Here is a 20,595-nt window from a genome sequence, read left to right on the forward strand (position 1 = left end):
TTCGTGGTGATCCTCGCGGTCTCCGTTGCCGTTCGCGCTCACTGTGAACGGCCTGCCGCGCGGCGGAACGCCCCGGGGCTCGCGCCCGTCTCCCGGCGGAAGAAGCGGCAGAAGTAGGCGGGATCGTCGAAGCCGACCCGGTTCGCCACCTGCCGCACGCTCAGCTCCGTCTTGGCCAGCAGCCGTTGCGCCTCCTGCGTCCGCGCCTGGCGGACCAGCTGCGACGGCGTCCGCCCGGTCGCGGCCTTCACCGCCTCGGTCAGGTAGCCGGGGGTCACGCCGATCCGCTCCGCGTACGCGCGCACGGACCACAGCCGGTGGTCCGTGCGGCCGGACAGCCGGACGAACTCCTCCGCCACCGCGCCGGGTCGGGCGGGCGGCGGCGCGGCCGGTGTCGCGGTCAGCCGGGCCGCGCGCACGACGAGCACGTGCAGCAACGCCCGCAGCACCGTGTCCGCGCCCGCTTCGCCGTGCCGGTACTCCTCGTGCAGCTCGCCGATGAGCCGGCCGATCCGGGCGTGCGCGGGCTCGTCCAGCGTCAGCCAGGGCCGTTCGCTGAGCCGGCGCAGCAGGTCGCGGTCGGCGGGGTGGTCGAGCAGGAAGTCGTCGGTGAACAGCAGCACCGAGCCCTGCAGGTCGTGCGCGTCGTCCCAGTGGTGCACCTGGCCGGGCGCGATCACGCACAGGTGCGGCGGGCGCAGCTCCCAGCGGGCCAGGTCGACGACGTGCGTGCCGGTGCCGCCGGTGACGTGCACGATCTCGTGGAACGTGTGCCGGTGCGGGAACGGCGCGCGCGACATCGGCCCGATGGTGTCGAACGTGCCGACCGCGAACGGGAGCGCGCTGGGCGCCGGCACCTCCAGCCGGTGCAGCGGCAACTCGCCCTCGCGCGGCTCCCGGCACGGCGTTCCCGGTAACACGGTGGTGCCGCGCATAGTCCCGATCCCCTCTCCGGTGAAGGTCCAGACCAATTCTCGCTCTCGACCACCATGGCACGACCGGGCGCGCGGGGGACGGCGGCGAGGTCGTCCGGTCGCCCTGGGTAAGCGCTTGCCTGCGGTGCGTCGGCCGTTCGCCGTCCGATCGCGCTCCGCAGCGCTGGCGGGGCGAACCTTTACAACGTTGTATCAACGATGTAAAACGGAGCCGCCCTTGAAGAGTGACGCCGCTCACTCACACCCGGATCGAGGAGCGCACGAATGTCCCTGCCTGCCCGCGTCGGCGTCGCGGTGGTCGCGACCGCCGCCCTGCTGACCTCCTGCACCAGCCGTGAAGCCGAACCGTCCACCCGCGGCACGGGCGGTCCCGCCGCCTCGGCCGCCGCCTCCCAGGCGAGCGGCCCCGGCTGCGCCCGCGAGCGGATCGGCTACCCGAAGATCGACGTCAAGGACGCCGTGATCGGGTTCTCCCAGTCCGAGAAGGAGACCAACCCCTTCCGCATCGCGGAGACGAAGTCGATCGAGGAGGAGGCCGCGAGGCTCGGCGTCCCGGCCGACAAGCTCCTCGTCACCAACGCCCAGAGCGACCTGAACAAGCAGATCAGCGACATCAAGTCGCTGCTGGACCGGGGCGCGCAGCTGCTGGTCGTCGCGCCGCTGAACTCCGACGGGCTCCAGCCCGCGCTGGACGCGGCGAAGGCCAAGAAGGTCCCGGTGGTCACGATCGACCGCAAGGTGACCGCCGAGCCGTGCGCCGACTACCTGACGTTCATCGGCTCGGACTTCGTCGAGCAGGGCAAGCGCGCCGCCCGGGCGATGGTCGCGGCGACCGGTGGCGTCGGCAAGGTGGCCATCCTGCTCGGCGCGTCGGGCAACAACGTCACCACCGACCGCACGAAGGGCTTCAAGGACGAGATCGCCAAGACGCCGGGCATCACCGTGGTGGCCGAGCAGACCGGCGAGTTCGACCGCTCCAAGGGCCAGGCCGTGATGGAGCAGCTGATCCTGGGCAACCCCGACATCACCGCCGTCTACGCGGAGAACGACGAGATGGGCATCGGCGCGGTCACCGCGTTGAAGGCCGCGGGGCGCACGCCGGGCCAGGACGTGAAGATCGTCTCGATCGACGGCACGCTCACCGCCGTCCAGCTCGTCGCCGACGGCGGGTACGACGCCGTGATCGAGTCGAACCCCCGGTTCGGCCCGTTGGCGTTCCAGACCTTGCAGGACTTCGCCGACGGCGAGGAGATCCCGCCGGCCGTGATCATCGCCGACGACTCCTACGACCGGTCCAACGCCGCCCAGAAGCTCGCGAACGCGTACTGACATGGTGTTGGAGGTCGTCGACGCCACCAAGGAGTTCGTCGGCGTCAAGGCATTGGACCGGGTGTCGTTCTCGGTGCGGCCGGGTGAGGTGCACGCCCTGGTCGGCGAGAACGGCGCGGGCAAGTCGACGTTGATCAAAGTGCTGACCGGCGTGCACCGGCCCGACTCCGGGCAGGTGCGCCACCGCGGCGAGCCGGTCGAGTTCCACCGGCCGCTCGACGCGCAGCGGGCCGGCATCTCCACCATCTACCAGGAGGTGAACCTCGTCCCGCTGATGAGCGTGGCGGCGAACCTGTTCCTCGGCCGGGAACCGCGCACCCGCTTCGGCCTCGTCGACCGGGCCCGGGTGCACGCCGAGGCGGCCGAGGTGCTCGCCGGGTACGGGATCCACGACGACGTGCGCCGCCCGCTCGGGACGCTCGCGGTGGGCGCCCAGCAGATGGTCGCGCTGGCCCGCGCGGTCGCGGCGGACGCGCACGTGGTCATCATGGACGAGCCGACGTCGTCGTTGGAGCCGCGCGAGGTCGAGACGCTGTTCTCGGTCATCGAGCGGCTGCACGGGCGCGGCATCGCGATCGTGTACGTCAGCCACCGCATGGACGAGCTGTACCGGATCTGCGACCGCGTCACCGTGCTGCGGGACGGCCGGCACGTGCACACCGGGCCGTTGGCGGACCTGCCGCGCATCGAGCTGGTGTCGATGATGCTCGGCCGCAGCGTCGGCGACATCCGCGCGCACGGCGCGACGGCGTTCAGCGAGGAGCACCGGGCGGGCGCGGAACCGTTGCTGCGCGCGGAGGACCTCACCAGCGGACGGCGGTTGTCGGGCGTCTCGGTGTCGATCCGGCCCGGTGAGGTCGTCGGCCTCGCCGGGCTGCTCGGATCCGGTCGTACGGAGACGGCGCGCGCGATCATCGGCGCGCTGCCGCTGGACTCCGGCACGGTCCTGCTCGGCGGCAAGGCGTTGCCGGGCAACGTCGGCGCGGCCGTGCGCGCGGGGGTGAGCCTGCTGGCGGAGGACCGCAAGACCGAGGGGATCGTGCCGAACCTGTCCGTGCGGGAGAACATCGTGCTCGCCGCGCTGCCCCGGCTGTCCCGCTTCGGCGTGGTCAGCCGGGCCAGGCAGGACCGGGTGGTGGAGACGTTCATCCGGCGGCTGCGGATCAAGGTGTCCGGGCCGGAGCAGAAGGTCGCCGAGCTGTCCGGCGGCAACCAGCAGAAGGTGCTGCTGGCGCGGTGGCTGTGCACGCAGCCGAAGGTGCTGCTGCTGGACGAGCCGACCCGCGGCATCGACGTCGGCGCGAAGGCCGAGGTGCAGGCGTTGATCGACGAGCTGGCCCGCGAAGGGCTGGCGGTGCTGCTGATCTCGTCGGAGCTGGAGGAGCTGCTGGACGGCGCGGACCGGCTGGTCGTGCTCAAGGACGGCGCGGTGGTGTCGGAGCTGGTCGGCGACCGGCTGACGCGCGACCACGTGCTGTCCGCGATCGCCTCGGGGGACTCATGACGGCTCTGGTGCGGGACCGCGCGCGCACGGCGCGGTGGTTGCAGGAGTACGGCGTGTACGTCGCCGTGGTGGCGTTGCTGTTGTTCAACATCGCGTTCACGTCGAACTTCCTGACCGCGGGCAACCTCCGCACGCAGCTCGTGCAGGCGGCGCCGGTGTGCATCGTGGCGTTGGGCATGGCGCTGGTGATCGGCACCGAGGGGGTGGACCTGTCGGTCGGCGCGGTGATGGCGGTGTCGGCCGCGGTCATCCCGCTGTACCTGGGGTACGGGCCGTTGCCGGCGATCGCCATCGCGCTGGTGGCGGGGCTGGTCGCGGGCATGTTCAACGGGGTGCTGGTCGCCTACCTGGGCATCCAGCCGATCGTGGCCACGCTGGCGCTGCTGGTCGGCGGTCGCGGGTTGGCGCTGGTGATCGCGGAGGGGCAGTTGGTGCAGCTGCGCGACCCGACGTTCCTCGCGCTGGGGACGGGCGACGTGTTCGGCGTGCCGGTCGCGGTGGTGGCGGCGGCGGTGTTCGCGGTGGCCGTGGCGCTGATCGTGGGGCGCACGACGTTCGGCAGGCAGTTGGTCGCGGTCGGCGGCAACCGGGCGGCGTCGGTGCTGGCGGGCGTGCCGGTGCGACGGGTGCTGGTCGGCGTGTACGCGATCTGCGGCGTGCTGGCGGCGGTGGCGGGCGTGCTGTCCACGGCGCGGCTGGGCGCGAGCGACCCGGCCGACATCGGGCTGCTGATGGAGCTGTCCGCGATCACCGCCGTGGTGGTGGGCGGCACGCCGTTGACCGGTGGCCGGGTGCGGGTGCTCGGCACCGTGGTGGGAGCGCTGCTGATGCAGCTGGTGCGGGCGACGTTGATCAAGCACGACCTGCCCGACTCGACCGCGCAGATGGCGCAGGCCGCGATCATCGTCGGCGCGGTGTACCTGGCGCGTGAGCGGAGCAGCCGGTGACCGGGCTGCGCGGCGGGGTCGGCCGGCACGGCGCCGCGGTCGCTCTGGTGCTGATGGTCGTGGTGGCGTGGCTGTCGTTCCCCCGGTTCGGCAGCCTGGACAACGTGCGCGACCTGGCGTTGCAGGGGTCGTTCCTGGCGATCGTGGCGCTCGGCATGACGTTCGTGATCATCACGGGTGGGATCGACCTGTCGGTGGGGTCGGTGTACGCGCTGGGCGGCGTGCTGGCCGCGTACGGCTCGCAGTGGGGCTTCCTCGTGGCCCTGCTGCTGCCGCTGGCGGTGTGCGGGTTGATCGGGTTGCTCAACGGCCTGCTCGTGGCGCGGACCGGCATGGCGCCGTTCATCGTCACGCTGGCGACGTTGTTGCTGGCGCGCGGGCTGCTGCTGGCGATCACGTCCGAGGGGTCGACGACGTACCGGATCGCGTCCGGGTCGGCGTTCCTGGAGCTGGGGCGGGGGACCGTGTTCGGGTTCGGGTACCCGGTGTTCCTGGCGGCGGCGCTGTGCCTGGCCGGTGGTCTCGTGCTGCGGCGGACGGGGTTCGGGCAGTCGGTGTTCGCCACCGGCGGCGCGGAGCAGTCCGCGGTGCTGATGGGGCTGCCGGTGGCGCGGACCAAGGTGGTCGTCTACACCGTGAGCGGGGTGCTGTCCGGCTTCGCGGGCGCGGTGACGGCGGCGTACCTGGAGTCCGGCGTGACCGTGATCGGGGTCGGGCTGGAGCTGGACGCCATCGCCGCGGTCGTCATCGGCGGCACCCTGCTGACCGGCGGGCTGGGCACGGTGCTGGGCACGGTCGTCGGCGTCGCGCTGCGGGCCGTGATCCAGAACGTGATCAACCAGATCGGCACGCTGGACAGCAACTACCAGTCGGTGGTCAGCGGCGCGTTCCTGCTCGTGGTGGTGGTGCTGCAACGCACCCTGGCCGGGCGGGGCGGTTGAGCGCTCGTGGCGCCCGACCGCTTAGTACCTCTTGGTGGCCCTCACCGTGATCCCCTGCGGCGCCAGGCCCGGTTGCGCCGGGCCCGGCCCGCCGGGTCCCGGTCCGGTCGCCGTGCTCGCCGAGCCGCCGAGCAGGATGCCGGTGAGCGACGCGCGTTCGGCGGCCATGGCCCGCGCCACGTCGGCGAGCTCGTCGCCCACCACCGGCACGCCGCCCGCGCCGTCCGCCCGCACCGCGCCCAGGACGGCCCGCCGCAGCAGCTCCTTGATGAACGACGCCGTGACGCCCTCGGTCGCCTCGACCACCGGGCCCAGGTCGGCCCGCAGGTCGACGCCGCGCCCGTACAGCTCGACCAGCCTGCGGCGGCCGTCGGCGTCGGGTCGGGGCACCTCGATGGCCAGGTCGACGCGCCCCGGCCGGTCGGCGAGCGCGCGTTCCAGCTCGTCGGCCCGGTTCGTGGTGAGCACGAACGTGACGTCCGCGTCCGCGCCGACCCCGTCCATCGCGTCGAGCAGCGTGAACAGCAGCGGGTTCGTGGGGCCGGCCGCGTAACCGCGGTCCATGGCCACCAGGTCGACGTCCTCCACCACGACCATCGACGGCTGCAACCGCCGCGCCAGCGCCGCCGCCTGCCCGATCAGCCGCATCGCCTGGCCGGTCAGCAGGATCACCGTGCAGTCGGACAGCCGGCTCATCAGGTAGCGGACGGTGTGCGTCTTGCCGGTGCCGGGCGGTCCGTGCAGCAGCAGTCCGCGCTTGAGGTGCTGGCCCGCCGCGAGCAGCCGTTCGGAGTGCTCGGCGATGCCGACCACGTGCTCCTCGATCGTGTCCAGCACGCCGTCCGGCAGCACGACGTCGTCGGCGTCCAGGGCGGGTCGGGGGAGGAACGTCAGCAGCTCGTTGCCGCGGTGCTCGCTCACGCCGAACGCCAGCACTTGCCGCCGGAACACGTCGTGCTCCCGCATCAACCGCTCGATCTCACCACCGACCGCCCGCGCCGCCGCGCGGTCGGCCGCGAGGACCTCCAACCGGCAGGCCGGCGGCCCGAAGTCGTTGGACCCCCGGATGCCCACCAGCACGGGCGTGCCGTCGGGAGCCGTGGTCGGCACCAGGCCGAGCTGGACGACCTCGACGCTGTCCTCCGGCCCCACCGCCGCGGTCGCGTAGTCCGCCGCCCCGAGCCCGACGCCGACCGAGTGCCGTGCGGCCAGGAGCATCCCCATGAAGTCCTCGTGGCCGCGGTGGTGCCCACCGACCCCGAACCACTCGGCCTCCGGCGTGTGCTCCGCGAGGTAGGCGTCGACACCCCGCTGGAGGTTGACGTGCTCCCACGCCTCGAACTTCGTGGCGACCGACAGCACCTGCGCCAACTCGCACCCGAGGTGATCCCGGAGCCGTGCGAGCAACGGCGCCGCCTCACCGTCCTGCTCGACGAGGTTCGCGGTCACCTGCATCAGGCGCCGCAAGCTACTCGCCAGCGCTCTTGCCTCGTCCGCGGAAATCTCCCCCATCATCGCCACCCCCTGCCGACCATCTTCACCCATCCGGGCCGCCGTGTCGCGCGGATGACCTGATGTCCACGTCTCCCGGATTTCACCCCATCGTGTCTGGCACGGTGGGGCGGTGCGAGTTGCGGACGATGCCGGCCACGTGTTGAACGCCGAGTTCTCGGTGAAGCCGGACGGTGAGCACCTGGCGGTGCTGTTGGAGAGCGCCGGCGGGCAGACCGCCGACGGCGGGGTGCGCAACGCCGACTACCGGCCCGGGTTGACCGCGCTGCTGAGCAGGCTGGCGGCGGTCGACGCCGTGCTGCTGGACGCGCTGGTCGACTCGCGCCAGGTCCGCGACCTGGCCGAGGACGAGCGCAGGCTCCTCCCGGAGCCGGTGTGGCTGGGTCGGGGCGTCGACATCTCCGAGCTGCGCCGGCGGCTCACCAGCGGCCAGGGGCGCATCGGGCAGCGGCCGGGCGCGCCGAAGGCGGGCAACAACAGCAAGCGCCTTCGGTTGCGGGTCGACGTGCCGGGGTACCGGCCGGCGGAGGCGGACGCCGAGCGGCTGGCGAGCGACCTCGCGCGGCCACTCACTCGGCTCCCGGAGCGGTTCCGCGTGCCCGACCTGCTGGCCGCGTTGGAGAGCCTGGTCGCGCACCAGCAGGGCGGCCGGGTCACGCTGCACAAGCCCTTGGCGCTGACGTGGGCCCTCGGGCAGCTCGCGGCCGGGCACGGCCGGTTGTTCGAGTGGGCCGAGTTCCGGACGCCGGTCGCCGCGCTGTTGCGCGAGTTCGGGCGGCCCGGCGCGAGCGCGACGCCCCAGTACCCGTTCTGGCGGCTCCGCTCCGCCGACGCCCTGTGGGAGACGCACGGGTTGACCGGCGAGCCGACGGCCGCGGACGGGTCGGCCCTGGCGGGGTTCACGGAGCAGGCCGCCGAGTTGCTGTCCGATCCCGTCGTGCGCGCGCAGGCGGCCGAGGTGTTGCGCGTCACCTACCTCACCGAGGTCGACCACCGGGCTTTGTGGCGGTGGGTCGGCCTGCCGGTCGCCGAGCCGCCGCGGGCGCTCGACGTGCTGCGAGACCTCATCGGCGCCGAGTTGCCGACGGCGTCCGGGCGGACCGTCACGGTGGTGGGAGTCGATGCGTCGGCCGCCCGGGTGGCGACCGCCGACGGACCGGTCGAGATCGCGGTGGACGAGGTCCAGGCGGCGCTCGACCGGCTCACGGAGGACGGGACCGCGTCCGTCGGGCAGAGCGAGGTCCTGGCCGCCGTGGTGGCGACGGTCGCCGGTGCGGCCGTCCAGGCCGGTCAGGCCGTGCTGGGCGCCGGCCGGGACGGGCGCGACAAGCACTTCGCCGAGCTGGACGGCCGGGTGGTCGCGAAGTACCGCAAGGAGCAGGGCGAACTGCGGAAGGTGCTGGTCGGGGACGCGGCCGAGGCGCCGTGCGCGCTGTGCGGGCGGGTGTTCCCGGTCGAGTTGCTGATCGCGGCGCACATCAAGCGGCGGGCGGTGTGCGACGACGACGAGCGCAACGACCTGCGCAATATCGCGATGCTCGCGTGCTCGTTCGGCTGTGACCGGCTCTTCGAGCTGGGGCACGTCTCGGTGGGCGAGGACGGCGTCGTGCTCGTCGCCTCCGACGGCGGCCTGCTCGATCCGCACCTCGAACACCTGCGCGGCCGCGTCACGGAAGCCTTCCACCGGCGGTCGGCGCGGTACTTCCGGTGGCACCGCCGCAACGTGTTCAAGGGTCGGACCGGAGAGGGTGTCGGAGGGGTCGGTTAGGATCGCGCGATGGCTTCGCAAGAGGTGCTGCGAAGGATTTTCGGGTACGAGTCCTTCCGCGGGGAGCAGCAGGACATCGTCGACCACGTCGTCGCCGGCGGGGACGCGTTGGTGCTCATGCCCACCGGCGGCGGGAAGTCGTTGTGCTACCAGATCCCCTCCCTGGTGCGCGAGGGCACCGGGGTGGTCGTGTCGCCGCTGATCGCGTTGATGCAGGACCAGGTGGACGCGTTGCGCGACCTCGGCGTGCGCGCCGGGTTCCTCAACTCGACCCAGTTCCCCGACGAGCGCTCGATGGTCGAGGCCGAGTTCCTGGCCGGCGAGCTGGACCTGCTCTACCTCGCCCCCGAACGCCTGCGCACCGAGCAGACCACCCGCCTGCTGGAGCGCGGCCGGATCGCGCTGTTCGCCATCGACGAGGCGCACTGCGTCTCCCAGTGGGGCCACGACTTCCGGCCCGAGTACCTCGCGCTCTCCCACCTGCACGAGCGGTGGCCGGAGGTGCCCCGCATCGCGCTCACGGCGACCGCCACGCCGGCCACGCACGCCGAGATCGCCGAACGCCTCAACCTCGGTGACGCGAAGCACTTCGTCGCCAGCTTCGACCGCCCGAACATCCAGTACCGGATCGTGCCCAAGAACGAGCCGAAGAAGCAGCTGCTGGAACTGCTGCGCACCGAGCACCAGGGCGACGCGGGCATCGTCTACTGCCTCTCGCGCAACTCGGTGGAGAAGACCGCCGAGTTCCTCAGCCAGAACGGCATCCCGGCCCTGCCCTACCACGCGGGCCTCGACTCGGGCACCCGCGCGCGCAACCAGTCGCGCTTCCTGCGCGAGGACGGCCTCGTGATGGTCGCCACCATCGCGTTCGGCATGGGCATCGACAAGCCGGACGTCCGGTTCGTCGCCCACCTGGACCTGCCGAAGTCCGTGGAGGGCTACTACCAGGAGACGGGCCGCGCGGGCCGCGACGGGCTGCCGTCCACCGCGTGGCTGGCCTACGGCCTGCAGGACGTCGTCCAGCAGCGCAAGATGATCGACGACTCCGACGGCGACCAGCAGCACCGCCGCAAGCTCATGGCCCACCTCGACGCGATGCTCGCGCTGTGCGAGACCGTCGAGTGCCGCCGCGTCCGGCTGCTGGACTACTTCGGCCAGTCCGCCACGCCGTGCGGCAACTGCGACACCTGCCTCGCGCCGCCGGAGACGTGGGACGGCACGGTGGCCGCGCAGAAGGTGCTGTCCACCGTGGTGCGGCTGCGCAACGAACGGCGGCAGAAGTTCGGCGCGGGCCAGACGATCGACATCCTGCTCGGCCGCAAGACCGCGAAGGTCATCCAGCACGACCACGACCAGCTGAAGGTCTTCGGCATCGGCACCGAGCTGAACGAGAGCGGCTGGCGCGGCGTGATCCGCCAACTCCTCGCGCAGGGCCTGATCGCGGTCGAGGGCGAGTACTCCACGCTCGTCGTCACGCCGGCCAGTGACGAGGTGCTCTACCAGGGCCGCAAGGTGGCGATGCGGCGTGAGCCGGAGCGCGCGGCCAAGGTCAAGACCGCCAAGGCGGCCAAGAACGCGCCGGTGGACCTGCCCGCCGAGGCCGCGCCGGTGTTCGAGAAGCTGCGCGCGTGGCGGACCACGCAGGCGAGGGAGCAGGGCGTCCCGCCCTACATCATCTTCAACGACGCCACGCTGCGGCAGATCGCCGCGACCACCCCGTCCACCTTGGACGAGCTGAGCGCGATCAGCGGCGTCGGCGAGAACAAGCTGGCCAAGTACGGTCAGCAGATCCTGGACACGTTGAGCGCATGAACGACCTCCGCGCCGACTGCACGCGCTGCTTCGCCCTGTGCTGCGTGGTGCCCGCCTTCGGCAAGTCGGTCGACTTCGCGATCGACAAGCCCGCCCGCACGCCGTGCCCGAACCTGCTCGAGGACTTCCGCTGCGGCACCCACACCACGTTGCGGGACAAGGGTTTCACCGGCTGCACGGTGTACGACTGCTTCGGCGCGGGCCAGCAGGTGGCGCAGGTGACGTTCGGCGGCACGAGCTGGCGTGACGACCCGGCTTCGGCGTCCACCATGTTCGACGTGTTCCCGGTCATGCGCCAGCTGCACGAACTGCTCTGGTACCTGACCGAGGCGCTGGACCTGGAGCCGGCCCGCGAGCTGCACCCCGCCGCGCGCGAGCTGAAGGAGACGATCGAGGCCCTCACCGCCCGCACGCCCGAAGAGCTGGTGGAGCTGGACGTCGGACCGCACTGGGAGCGCGCCAACGCCCTGCTGCTGCGCGCCAGCGAGCTGACCCGCGGCAAGGGCAAGAACCGCCGGGGCGCGGACCTGATCGGCAAGGACCTCAAGGGCGCCAACCTCCGGGGGTCCAACCTGCGCGGCGCTTACCTCATCGGCGCCAAGCTGACCAACGCGGACCTGCGGCTGGTCGACTTCATCGGCGCGGACCTACGAGGCGCCGACCTGTCCGGCGCGAACCTGACCGGGAGCTTCTTCCTCACCCAGGCCCAGGTGGACGCCGCCAGGGGCGACGACGCGACGAAGCTGCCGAAGTCCGTGACCCGCCCGGCGCACTGGGTACGTCGAGGGGCGTAGTCGCGGGAGCCGCTGCCGGACCGACGCGGTGACGGGCGCCGGCGCGCCACGCTGTGCGCCATGGAAGCCGCGAAAGCCACCGAAGCCACCACAGCGGGGAAACCCGCCCGGGCCGGGAAACCCACCAGGTCCGCGAAGCCCGTCAGGGCCGGCAACGGCCTGAAACCCAAGGCCCGCAAGACCTGGCTGCTGCTGCACGTCGTCACGTCCGTGGGCTGGCTCGGCGTCACGATCGGGATGCTCGTGCTCGCGCTGGCGGCGTTCGACGCGCCGCAGCTCTACCAGGCGATGGAACTGCTCGGCGACCTCGTCGTGCTGCCGCTGGCACTGGGCGCGCTGGTCACCGGCGTGGTGCTGTCGCTCGGCACGAAGTGGGGCCTGGTGAGGCACCGGTGGGTGCTGGTGAAGTTCGTGCTGACCGTCGTCGCCGTCATCGCCACGACGTTCTCGCTGCGCTCGGGCCTGCACGAAGCGGCGGACGGTGTCGTCGCGGCGGGTGGCGACGTGCTGGCGGCGGCGTGCGTGTCGTTGGCGCTCTACACGTTCAACACCGTGCTGTCGGTGTTCAAGCCGTGGGGCCGGACCCGGTGGGGCTGAGCTCGGCGCGCCTGCGCTCGACGCTCGCCGTCAGCTCGACCGGGTCGCACTCGGCGAGGTGCTCGCGGACCAGGTCGTGCGGGAACCGGTGCTCGTCCACCAGCAGCACCCGGTCCCGCGCGGACTGCAGGACCGCCTTGCGCCGCAACGGGAACTCGTCCAGCGCGAGCGGCCGGGCCAGCAGCTCCGCCAGGAGGTGGAACGGCCGGTTCGCGATCGGCGTGACGGCCAGGCCGACCAGCAGCCCGGTCACCGCGCCCAACGCCGACAGGCGGACGTCGGCGCCCACCAGCGCCGCGAGACCCACCCCGACCGCGCCCGCCGCGGGCAGCCAGCGCAGGCCGCCGGCCGGGCGGACCCGCACCCCGGACCACACCTCGCGCAGGCCGCCGACGAACGCGCCCACCAGCGCGCCCGTGCCGAGCCCGATGCCCAACCCGGCCGACACCTCCGCCGACGGTCCGGTCACCACCATCACGCCGGCGGGCACGAGCGCGCACGCCACCGCCCAGTACCGGTCACGGGTGTTGCCGTACGCGACGAGCAGCGCGACCACGACGACCAGCCCGTACCCGACCGCCGCGGGCCACCGCGCGACCTGCGTGCCGACCAGGCCGCCGAGGAACGCCACCCCGCCGGCCACCACCGCCCCGGCGACGAAACCCGTTGCCGCCCAGACGTTCCCCCGGCTCGGGTCACCGCGCGTCACCCGGAAAGCGCTGTGCGGCACCAGCACCGTGGCCACGGCGGCGACCGCGGCCGCCACCAGGCCGAGCCGCACGCCCACCACGAAGCACAACGCCGCCGCCGCGCCCGCCAACGCGCCCGGCGCGGCCCGCCGGAACAGCCGCCACACCGCCTCCGGGCCGACGAAGTCCAGCCACACGTGCCGCGGTGGCAGCCGCGACCGCGCCAGCAGGTCGTGCTTGCGCCGCGCGATGCGGGCCAGGAACCGCAACGCGCGCACCGTCCGCTCGGGACGCGCCGCGCCCCGTGCCGCCGACTCGACCACGTAGGTGTCCAGCACGCCCCGGTACTCCGCCCGCCCGGCCCGGTAGGCCAGCGCCAGCAGGCCGAACGCGAGCGGCGTGCGCAGCTCGTCCCACAGGTCCGGGTTCTTCTCCAGCTCGTCGTGCAGGCCGTCCAAGCGCGGACCGCACGCGGCGATCAGCTCCTGGACCACGGTGCGGGACAGCGGTTCCACCTGGACGACGTCGCACCGGGGCAGGTGCTGGTACTCGTCGTTCGCGGTGCACAGCACGACCTGCGGCACGTTCAGCGCGGTGATCCAGGCCAGGCACTCGACCCGGTCGGCGGGCGCCAGCTCGTCCAACCCGTCGAACAGCAGCACGAGGTTGCGCTCCCGCAGCCACGCCCGGCCGACCCGCGGCGCGATCCGGTACCGGTCGGCCAGCACGCGCAGCAGCCACGCGCCGAAATCGTCGTCGCGCCGCCACCCGCCGAGGTCCACCACCACCGGTATCGGCCGGACCGGGTCGAGCGCGGCCCGCGCCAGCAGCGCCTCGGCCAGTTCCAGCAGCAACGTCGTCTTGCCCGCGCCCGCCTCGCCGGCCACGACGACCGGGTGGCGCACGCGCGTCGACAGGCGCGGCCCGACCCTGGGCGCGACACCCAGCTTGAGCCGCAGCTGCTCGGCCAGCGACCCGTCCACCCGCGCCCGCACGAACCGCTCGACCCGGTCCAGCGCCATCCGGCGGTTCGCGGGGTGCGCGGGTCGTCTTCGCACGAGCAGCGCGCTCAACCGGTCCCACGCCGCGAGGCACGCGGTGAGCGCGGACAGCACGACCAGCGCCGGCCACAGCCACCGCGCGTGCGGGCCGAGCACCGGCAGCGCCGACCCGCCCGTCGCGGCGTTGATCGCGACGGGGACGAGCACGAGGCACGTCACCCCGCCGACCGCGGCCAGGGCGACCAGGCGGGTGGTGCGGCCCAGCCTGGTCCAGCGGGCGCGTCGCGCATCCATCGGGCCTCCCACCAGGTCGCGATCGACGGTAACGGCGTTCGCGACGCGGGGGTAGGCGAGTTCCCGTGGTCGGCCGGTCACCGTCGGTGGTCATCTACTCCACCAACGGCCGCCGGACGGCGGCGGTTCAGCCCTGGAGGAAGTCCACCAGGAGCCGGTTGACCGCGGCGGGCTGTTCGAGGAACCCGAAGTGGCCCGCGTCGGCCACCTCCTCGTACCGCGCGCCCGGGATGGCCGCCGCCACCTCGCGGGCCAGGTAGGCGGGCAGGACCCGGTCGTCGGCGAAGCCCACCACCAGGCACGGCACGGTGATGGCGCGGTAGGCGTCGAGCCGGTCGTCGAAGTCGTTCATCTCCATCTGCGCGCGCACGCCCTTGCTCACCGCCGACCCGGTGAACTCGAAGACGTCCAGCCAGTCGCGCGCGCCGACCGGGTCGCGCAGCGTCGCGGGGGAGAGGTTCAGCACCGCGTTCACCGCCGCGAAGTACCGTGAGGGCAGCGTGATCCCCTGGTCGTGCAGCGCGCGCTCGCCGTGCGACAACGCCGACTGCACGGGGTCGTTGCGGCCCGCGGTCGCCAGCATCACGGCCTTGCCCACCAGGTCCGGCCGGGCCAGCGCGAGTTCCTGCGTCACCCGCGCGCCCATGGACGTGCCGACCACGTGCGCCCGACCGCCGAGCGTCTCGATCAACGCCGCCACGTCGCCGACGAGGTCGTCGATGACCATCCCGGACGCGCACTCGTCCGTCGGCGGGATGCCCCGGTTGTCGAGGGTCGCCACCCGGAACCCGGCGTTGCGCAGCGCGGGCGCCTGGTGCGCGTGCCACACCCGGCCCGGACTGCCGGTGCCCATCACCATCACGACGAGGTCGCCCTCGCCCTCCACCTGGTAGCTGAGGTTGATCCCGTTGAGCGCGACGACCGGCATGGCCCGCAGGTTACTGACCGGCTCCGCACGGCGGCCATCACGGCGCGGAAACCGCTTCGAGGTCGGTCGGAAACGACATAGGTTGATCCCATGAGGCGAGCGATCCTGTCCGGTTCCACGTTCGAAGAGCAGATCGGCTACGCGCGCGCGGTGGTCGACGGCGACTGGGTGCACGTCTCCGGCACCACCGGCTTCGACTACACCACCATGACCATCGCCGACGACGTGGTGGCGCAGGCGGAGCAGTGCCTGGCCAACATCGGCGCGGCGCTGGCCGAGGCGGAGAGCGGCTTCGCCGACGTCGTGCGGGTGACGTACTACCTGCCCGACGCGAAGGACTTCGAGCCGTGCTGGCCGGTGCTGCGCGCGGCGTTCGGCGAGGTGCGCCCGGCCGCGACGATGCTGGAGTGCGGCCTGGCCGATCCGAGGATGCGCATCGAGATCGAGGTCACCGCGCACCGCCGGGCCCGCTAGCGGCGGGGTGTGCGCCGGCTCACGTCGCGGCGGCTTGAAAGTGACACCGGTGGCAGGTTCGACCATGCGGGTATGCGATTCACCGCCACCGGAGCCGACACCGCTCACTCCGCCACCCCTGCTCGTGACGACACCGCTCGTGACGACACCGCTCCACCGACCGGGACCGGGAAGCTGCCGCTGCGGCCCCTGCTCGCGCTGGCCACGGCCGCGTTCATCACGGTCCTGACCGAGGCCCTGCCCGCCGGCGTGCTGCGCGGCATGAGCGCCGGCCTCGGCGTGAGCGAGTCCGCGACCGGCCAGCTGGTCACCGTCTACGCGATCGGCACGGTGGCGGCGGCGATCCCGCTGTCCGCCGCCACCTCGACCTGGCCGCGCAAGCGCTTGCTGCTGGCCGGGGTGGCGGGGTTCGCGGTCGGCAACACCGTCACCGCCGTGTCCTCGGCCTTCCCGCTCACCCTGGCGGCCCGCTTCGTCGCGGGCGTGGCCGCGGGCGTGGTGTGGGCGCTGCTGGCCGGGTACGCCCGCCGCGTCGCGCCCGACCACCTGCGCGGCAAGGCCACCGCGCTGGTCATGGCCGGCATCCCGGTCGCGCTGTCGCTCGGCGTCCCCGCGGGCACGTTCCTCGGCGGCGCGCTCGGCTGGCGCGCCGCGTTCTGGGCCATGACGGCGCTGGCCGTGGCGCTGATCGCCTGGGTGGTGGCGGTGGTGCCGGACCGGCCCGGTCAGCCGCGCGGCGGCCGGATCCCGGTCGCGCGGACGCTCGCCCGGCCCGGTGTGGCGCCGGTCCTGGTCGTGACGCTGGTGTTCGTGCTCGCGCACACGATCGTCTACACCTACCTCGCCGCGTACCTGGCGCGGCTCGGCCTGGCCGACCGGATCGACGCGGTGCTGCTGGTGTTCGGCGTCGCGTCGGTGGCGGGCATCTGGGTGGTCGGCGCGCACATCGACCGCCGGCTGCGCGCCCTGATGATCGCCGCCGCCGTGCTGTTCGCCGTCGCGGTCACCGTGCTGGCCGCCGACCTGGCCCTCGCGCCCCTCGTCTACGTCGCGGTGGCGTTGTGGGGCCTGGGGTTCGGAGGTGTGCCGACCCTGCTCACGACGGCCGCCGGCGACGCGGGCGGCGAGGCCGCGGACTCCGCGCAGGCCCTGCTGGTCACGTTGTGGAACGCGGCCATGGCGGGCGGCGGCGTCGCGGGCGGCCTGCTGCTCGACCGGTTCGGCGCGGGCTCGTTGCCGTGGAGCGCACTGGTGCTCCTCGTGCCCGCCCTGGCCGTCATCGTCGCCGCCCGCGCGCACGGGTTCCCGGCGGTCCGGCGGTGATCAGCGCGGCCCGTGCACGGGCCACTCGATGGCGGGGCAGCGGTCCATGACCACGTCCAGCCCCGCCGCCGTGGCCCGCTCGTAGGCCGCCTCGTCGATCACGTCGAGCTGGAACCACACCGCCTTCGCGCCGATCGCCACCGCCTCGTCGGCGAACGCGCCCGCCGCCTCGGACCGGCGGAACACGTCGACCACGTCGACCGGGAACGGGATGTCGGCCAGCGTCGCGTAGCCCTGCTCGCCGTGCACGGTCGGCGCGTCCGGGTGCACGGGCACGATCCGCTTGCCGCGCTGCTGGAGGAACTTCGCCACGCCGTACGCGGCGCGGTGCGGGTGGTCGGCCAGGCCCACCACGGCCCACGTCTCCCCGCCGTCGAGGACGCGGCGGATCTTGTCGGGGTCACCCCACGGTTCGGTCATGGCACCAGCCTAGGACGGGCTGACGTGAAGAGCTTTCGCGTTTACCCTGTGAGCTGTCCGCCGCCGCGGAGCCTTCGAGAGGACTTCTTGATGCGCGCCACCCGATCAGCCCTGGTCGCCACGCTCGTCGCCGCCCTCGCGACGCCGCTCACCGCCCAGGCCGCACCCGCCGACGGCGTCTACTACGTGCAAAGCGCCACCACCGGTCTGAACGCCGGCGCGTCCGGCACGTCCGTGCTGCAACGGCGGCCGAAGGGCGACGAGGACCACCAGCAGTGGACCCTGGCCGGCCGCACCCTGCGCGAGGGCGCGCAGTGCCTGGGCCGCCAGGGCGACCAGGCCGTGATGTCGTCCTGCGACAGCGCCGACGCGCAGTGGGACGTGCTGCCCGACGGCGACCGCCACCGGCTCAAGGTGCCCGGCGCCGACCGCTACCTGATCGCCGTCGGCACGGACCAGGTGCGGATCGGCGCCGGCGCCGACCTCTGGTACCTCACCCCGGTGTCGCCCCGGCGGGCGCCGGTCCCGCCGGAGGGCGAGCGGCGCTTGGACCAGGTCACCTTCCTCACCGCGCACAACGCCTACGCCAACGGCGTGGACGGCGGTTTCGCCCCGCCGTTCGTCAACCTCGCGCCCAACCAGGCCCGCGGCATCGACCAGCAGCTCAGGGACGGCGTGCGCGGGTTCCAACTCGACGTGCACCAGACCCCGGACGGCGCGATCCTGTGCCACAACAGCTGCACTTGGGTCAGCCGGCCGGTGGCGTTGTGGGTGGACGTGCGGCGGATCGTGGACTTCCTCGAGCGCAACCCGGACGAGTTCGTCACGATCTTCCTGGAGGACTACGTCTCCGCCGAGGTGCTGCGCGCCGAGCTCGCCCGCGTCGACGGCCTCGCGGACCTCCTGTTCCGCCCGGACCAGGCGGGCGTGCGGGCGAACGGCTGGCCGACCCTGGCCGCGCTGCGCGCCGCCGGCAAGCGGTTGATGATCTTCACCGACCACGGCCGCTCGGGCGACTCGCCGCAGCGCGACACGTTCGGCGTGATGTACCAGTCGGAGTGGACGGTGGAGAACCACTGGTCGATGGGCCCAGGCCTGGGAGCGTCCGACTGGTCCTGCTACAGCCGCTGGAGCACGCCCCTCACCCGCACCGAGCCCGGCTTCCGGCCGCTGTTCGTGATGAACCACTTCCGGGACGTCCCGCTCACCGCCACCGCGACCACCGACAACGGCAAGCTCGCCGACCGGGCCCGCCGGTTCTGCGAGCCGCCCGCCCGCAAGACGCCGACCTACCTGGCCGTGGACCACTACCACCTGGGCAACCCGATGGCCGCGGTCGCGGCCCTGTCCGGGGAGCGGTTCGAGCCCTAGGCCGCCGGTCGCGGCAGCCCGCAGCCGGGGGCGGCCAGGTCCACCACGCCGCCCCCGGTCAGGCACGGCACGATCTGGTAGGTCTGCTGCGCGTACCCGATGCCCTGGCGGACGGTCACCTCACCGGCCTGGTCGACCTCGCACGGGTTGTTGTCGGTGCACCGCTCGCCGTCCTCGTTGCCGGTGTTGTTGACCGCCACCACCTTGCCGGTGGCCACCTCGACCACGGGCGAGCCGGACGTGCCACCCCTCGTGCGGCACTCCTCGGTGTAGCGCATCGAGTCCAGCCAGGTCCACCGGCCCTCGCGCAGCTGGTGCACGTAACCGTCCGCCCGGCACGAGTAGACCTGCCGCCAGTAGCCCGACACCACACCGATGTCGATGCCCGCGCCGGGGTGCTCCGCCGACAGCTCCAGCGCCCGGCCGCCCATCGCCTCGACCTCGCCGTAGGTGGACGTGAGCCGGTACAGCGCGACGTCGGTGCGGTGCATGGTGGCGTAGACCAGCGTGGACGCGCGCAGCGTGGCGAGCGAGCCCTCGCCGGAGCGGTCGAGCAGCGTGAACTTCCGGTCCGCCGGCACGTCGACCACGACCTCCTCGGGCTCCAGGAACCTCACGCAGTGCCCGTTCGTCATCACCAGCGCCGGGTCCGACGGCCGGTGGTCGGGCGGCCGGACCACCGCGCCCGAGCAGCCGTTCAACGACACCGCGCCGGTGAAGTCGAGCTCGGCGCGCGCCGGGGCCGGTGGCGCGGCGGGCGCGGCGAGGGCCGATGAGGCGGACACGGACAGCACGAGCGCGGCGAGCACCGCTACCAGGTGGCGCATGGGCGCTGATCCAATCAGCCGCCGCCGCACGGCGCACGCCCGTTCACCCGCTCGCGTCATCGCCGAGCCCCGGCGGCGGCAGCCGGTAGGTCGGCGGCGTCGCGGACATCCGGATCGGGTTCGACACCAGCTCCAGCCCGTCGACGTCGGTGGTGGGCCGCAAGCCGAGCGACTCGGCCAGCTCGAACGCGCCGGCCAGGTCGTTCACCGGCCCGCACGGCACGCCGAGCGGCGTCAGCACCGCGAACCAGTGCGCCGCCGGCCGCGTCCGCAACCGACCGGCCAGCAGCTCGGCCAACGCGTCCACGTGCGCGACCCGCAGCTCGTTCGTGGCGAACCGCGCGTCCGCCGGCAACCCCAGCGCCTCGCACAGCCGGGTGAACTGCCGGTCGTTGCCCACGGCCAGCGCCACCGGCCGGTCGGCCGTCGGGAACACCTCGTAGGGCGCGATCGACGGGTGCCGGTTGCCCAGCAGCCCGGGCACGACGCCCGCCAGCGCGTAACCCGCGCTCTGGTTGACCATGCTCGACAGCAGCACGGACAGCAGGTCGACCTCCACCAACTGGCCCTCGCCGGTGGCGTCGCGGTGCCGCAGCGCGGCGAGGATCCCGACCGCCGCGTGCACCCCGGTCAGCACGTCCACCAGCGCGACGCCGACCTTGGTCGGCTCGTCCGCGCCGGTCACGCTCATCAGCCCGCCGACCGCCTGCACCAGCAGGTCGTACCCCGGCAGGTCCGCGCCGCGGCCCGCGCCGAACCCCGTAACCGAGCAGTAGACGAGGCGGGGGTGCTCGCGCGAGAGCGCCTCGTGGTCGAGGCCGAACTTCCGCATCGTGCCCGGCCGGAAGTTCTCCACCAGCACGTCCGCGCCCAGCGCCAGCTCCCGTGCCGCGGCCCGGCCCTCCGCGGTGGCCAGGTCGAGCACCCGTGACCGCTTGTTCCGGTTCACCGAGAGGAAGTACGTGGCCTCGCCGCGGGCGTGCGGCGGGCCCCACGCCCGCGTCTCGTCACCACGCGGGTGCTCCACCTTGACCACCTCGGCGCCCAGGTCGCCCAGCACCATCGTCGCGTACGGCGCGGCCAGCACCCGCCCGAAGTCCGCGATGACCACTCCGTCCAACGCGCCCAC

18 protein-coding genes are annotated in these 20,595 nt (G+C 73.2%); 11 read left to right on the forward strand and 7 right to left on the reverse strand.

Annotated elements, in window-relative coordinates:
- Positions 1 to 38: 38 nt before the first annotated feature.
- Positions 39 to 935 carry a helix-turn-helix transcriptional regulator gene (locus ACZ7GX_RS34475; protein ID WP_498783010.1) on the reverse strand — a complete coding sequence of 299 codons (897 nt, stop codon included), beginning with the start codon at positions 933 to 935 and terminating at the stop codon, positions 39 to 41.
- 264 nt (positions 936 to 1,199) lie between these two features.
- Between ACZ7GX_RS34475 and ACZ7GX_RS34480 the strand changes: the two genes are divergently transcribed.
- The 4 genes from ACZ7GX_RS34480 to ACZ7GX_RS34495 are packed head-to-tail and all read left to right on the forward strand — an operon-like array spanning position 1,200 to position 5,656.
- A complete protein-coding gene (locus tag ACZ7GX_RS34480; RefSeq protein ID WP_498783012.1) occupies positions 1,200 to 2,264 on the forward strand; it encodes an ABC transporter substrate-binding protein in 1,065 nt (354 codons plus the stop codon).
- A gap of 1 nt (position 2,265) precedes the next feature.
- Entirely contained in the window at positions 2,266 to 3,768 is a 1,503-nt protein-coding gene (locus ACZ7GX_RS34485) for a sugar ABC transporter ATP-binding protein (protein ID WP_498783014.1), read from the forward strand.
- Positions 3,765 to 4,715 carry an ABC transporter permease gene (locus ACZ7GX_RS34490; RefSeq protein WP_498783016.1) on the forward strand — a complete coding sequence of 317 codons (951 nt, stop codon included), beginning with the start codon at positions 3,765 to 3,767 and terminating at the stop codon, positions 4,713 to 4,715. The genes ACZ7GX_RS34485 and ACZ7GX_RS34490 overlap by 4 nt, the downstream gene beginning before the upstream one ends.
- Positions 4,716 to 4,768: 53 nt before the next feature.
- The gene (locus ACZ7GX_RS34495; RefSeq protein ID WP_498783054.1) at positions 4,769 to 5,656 is read left to right on the forward strand and encodes an ABC transporter permease; all 888 of its coding nucleotides are present in this window, start codon (positions 4,769 to 4,771) and stop codon (positions 5,654 to 5,656) included.
- 21 nt (positions 5,657 to 5,677) lie between these two features.
- Here ACZ7GX_RS34495 and ACZ7GX_RS34500 read toward each other — a convergent pair whose 3' ends face one another.
- Positions 5,678 to 7,111, reverse strand: coding sequence for an AAA family ATPase (locus ACZ7GX_RS34500; RefSeq protein ID WP_498783018.1), 1,434 nt, complete (start codon positions 7,109 to 7,111; stop codon positions 5,678 to 5,680).
- Positions 7,112 to 7,280: 169 nt separating this feature from the next.
- Between ACZ7GX_RS34500 and ACZ7GX_RS34505 the strand changes: the two genes are divergently transcribed.
- Genes ACZ7GX_RS34505 through ACZ7GX_RS34520 form a run of 4 tightly spaced genes read left to right on the forward strand, consistent with a single transcriptional unit; the run spans position 7,281 to position 12,139 of the window.
- Positions 7,281 to 8,936, forward strand: coding sequence for a phosphorothioated DNA-binding restriction endonuclease family protein (locus ACZ7GX_RS34505; RefSeq protein WP_498783020.1), 1,656 nt, complete (start codon positions 7,281 to 7,283; stop codon positions 8,934 to 8,936).
- Between the two features lie 9 nt (positions 8,937 to 8,945).
- Positions 8,946 to 10,748 (forward strand): DNA helicase RecQ, encoded by a 1,803-nt coding sequence (gene recQ, locus ACZ7GX_RS34510; protein ID WP_498783022.1) that lies wholly within the window; start codon positions 8,946 to 8,948, stop codon positions 10,746 to 10,748.
- Positions 10,745 to 11,542: a pentapeptide repeat-containing protein gene (locus tag ACZ7GX_RS34515; protein WP_498783024.1), complete on the forward strand. Its 798-nt coding sequence runs from the start codon at positions 10,745 to 10,747 to the stop codon at positions 11,540 to 11,542. The genes recQ and ACZ7GX_RS34515 overlap by 4 nt, the downstream gene beginning before the upstream one ends.
- A 60-nt stretch (positions 11,543 to 11,602) precedes the next feature.
- The gene (locus tag ACZ7GX_RS34520) at positions 11,603 to 12,139 is read left to right on the forward strand and encodes a hypothetical protein (protein ID WP_498783026.1); all 537 of its coding nucleotides are present in this window, start codon (positions 11,603 to 11,605) and stop codon (positions 12,137 to 12,139) included.
- Here the strand turns inward: ACZ7GX_RS34520 and ACZ7GX_RS34525 are convergent.
- Both ACZ7GX_RS34525 and ACZ7GX_RS34530 read right to left on the reverse strand, forming a co-directional pair.
- Positions 12,108 to 14,123: an NACHT domain-containing protein gene (locus ACZ7GX_RS34525; RefSeq protein WP_498783028.1), complete on the reverse strand. Its 2,016-nt coding sequence runs from the start codon at positions 14,121 to 14,123 to the stop codon at positions 12,108 to 12,110. The two genes, ACZ7GX_RS34520 and ACZ7GX_RS34525, sit on opposite strands and share 32 nt — an antisense overlap.
- A gap of 127 nt (positions 14,124 to 14,250) precedes the next feature.
- Entirely contained in the window at positions 14,251 to 15,051 is an 801-nt protein-coding gene (locus tag ACZ7GX_RS34530) for an alpha/beta fold hydrolase (protein WP_498783030.1), read from the reverse strand.
- A 90-nt stretch (positions 15,052 to 15,141) separates the two neighbouring features.
- Here ACZ7GX_RS34530 and ACZ7GX_RS34535 point away from each other — a divergent pair, with 90 nt between their 5' ends.
- Positions 15,142 to 15,525 carry a RidA family protein gene (locus ACZ7GX_RS34535; RefSeq protein WP_498783032.1) on the forward strand — a complete coding sequence of 128 codons (384 nt, stop codon included), beginning with the start codon at positions 15,142 to 15,144 and terminating at the stop codon, positions 15,523 to 15,525.
- Between the two features lie 72 nt (positions 15,526 to 15,597).
- A complete protein-coding gene (locus ACZ7GX_RS34540; protein ID WP_498783033.1) occupies positions 15,598 to 16,848 on the forward strand; it encodes an MFS transporter in 1,251 nt (416 codons plus the stop codon).
- Here ACZ7GX_RS34540 and ACZ7GX_RS34545 read toward each other — a convergent pair whose 3' ends face one another.
- Positions 16,849 to 17,268 (reverse strand): CoA-binding protein, encoded by a 420-nt coding sequence (locus ACZ7GX_RS34545; RefSeq protein WP_498783035.1) that lies wholly within the window; start codon positions 17,266 to 17,268, stop codon positions 16,849 to 16,851.
- Between the two features lie 90 nt (positions 17,269 to 17,358).
- Between ACZ7GX_RS34545 and ACZ7GX_RS34550 the strand changes: the two genes are divergently transcribed.
- A complete protein-coding gene (locus ACZ7GX_RS34550) occupies positions 17,359 to 18,639 on the forward strand; it encodes a phosphoinositide-specific phospholipase C-related protein (protein WP_498783037.1) in 1,281 nt (426 codons plus the stop codon).
- On the opposite strand, the gene ACZ7GX_RS34555 is transcribed toward ACZ7GX_RS34550, so the two are convergent.
- Together ACZ7GX_RS34555 and ACZ7GX_RS34560 are read right to left on the reverse strand one after the other, a co-directional pair.
- Positions 18,636 to 19,466 (reverse strand): S1 family peptidase, encoded by an 831-nt coding sequence (locus ACZ7GX_RS34555; RefSeq protein WP_498783039.1) that lies wholly within the window; start codon positions 19,464 to 19,466, stop codon positions 18,636 to 18,638. The genes ACZ7GX_RS34550 and ACZ7GX_RS34555 overlap by 4 nt on opposite strands.
- A 43-nt stretch (positions 19,467 to 19,509) precedes the next feature.
- Positions 19,510 to 20,595: a CaiB/BaiF CoA transferase family protein gene (locus ACZ7GX_RS34560; RefSeq protein ID WP_498783040.1), complete on the reverse strand. Its 1,086-nt coding sequence runs from the start codon at positions 20,593 to 20,595 to the stop codon at positions 19,510 to 19,512.

This window comes from Actinosynnema sp. NPDC037264 (genome assembly GCF_055603705.1).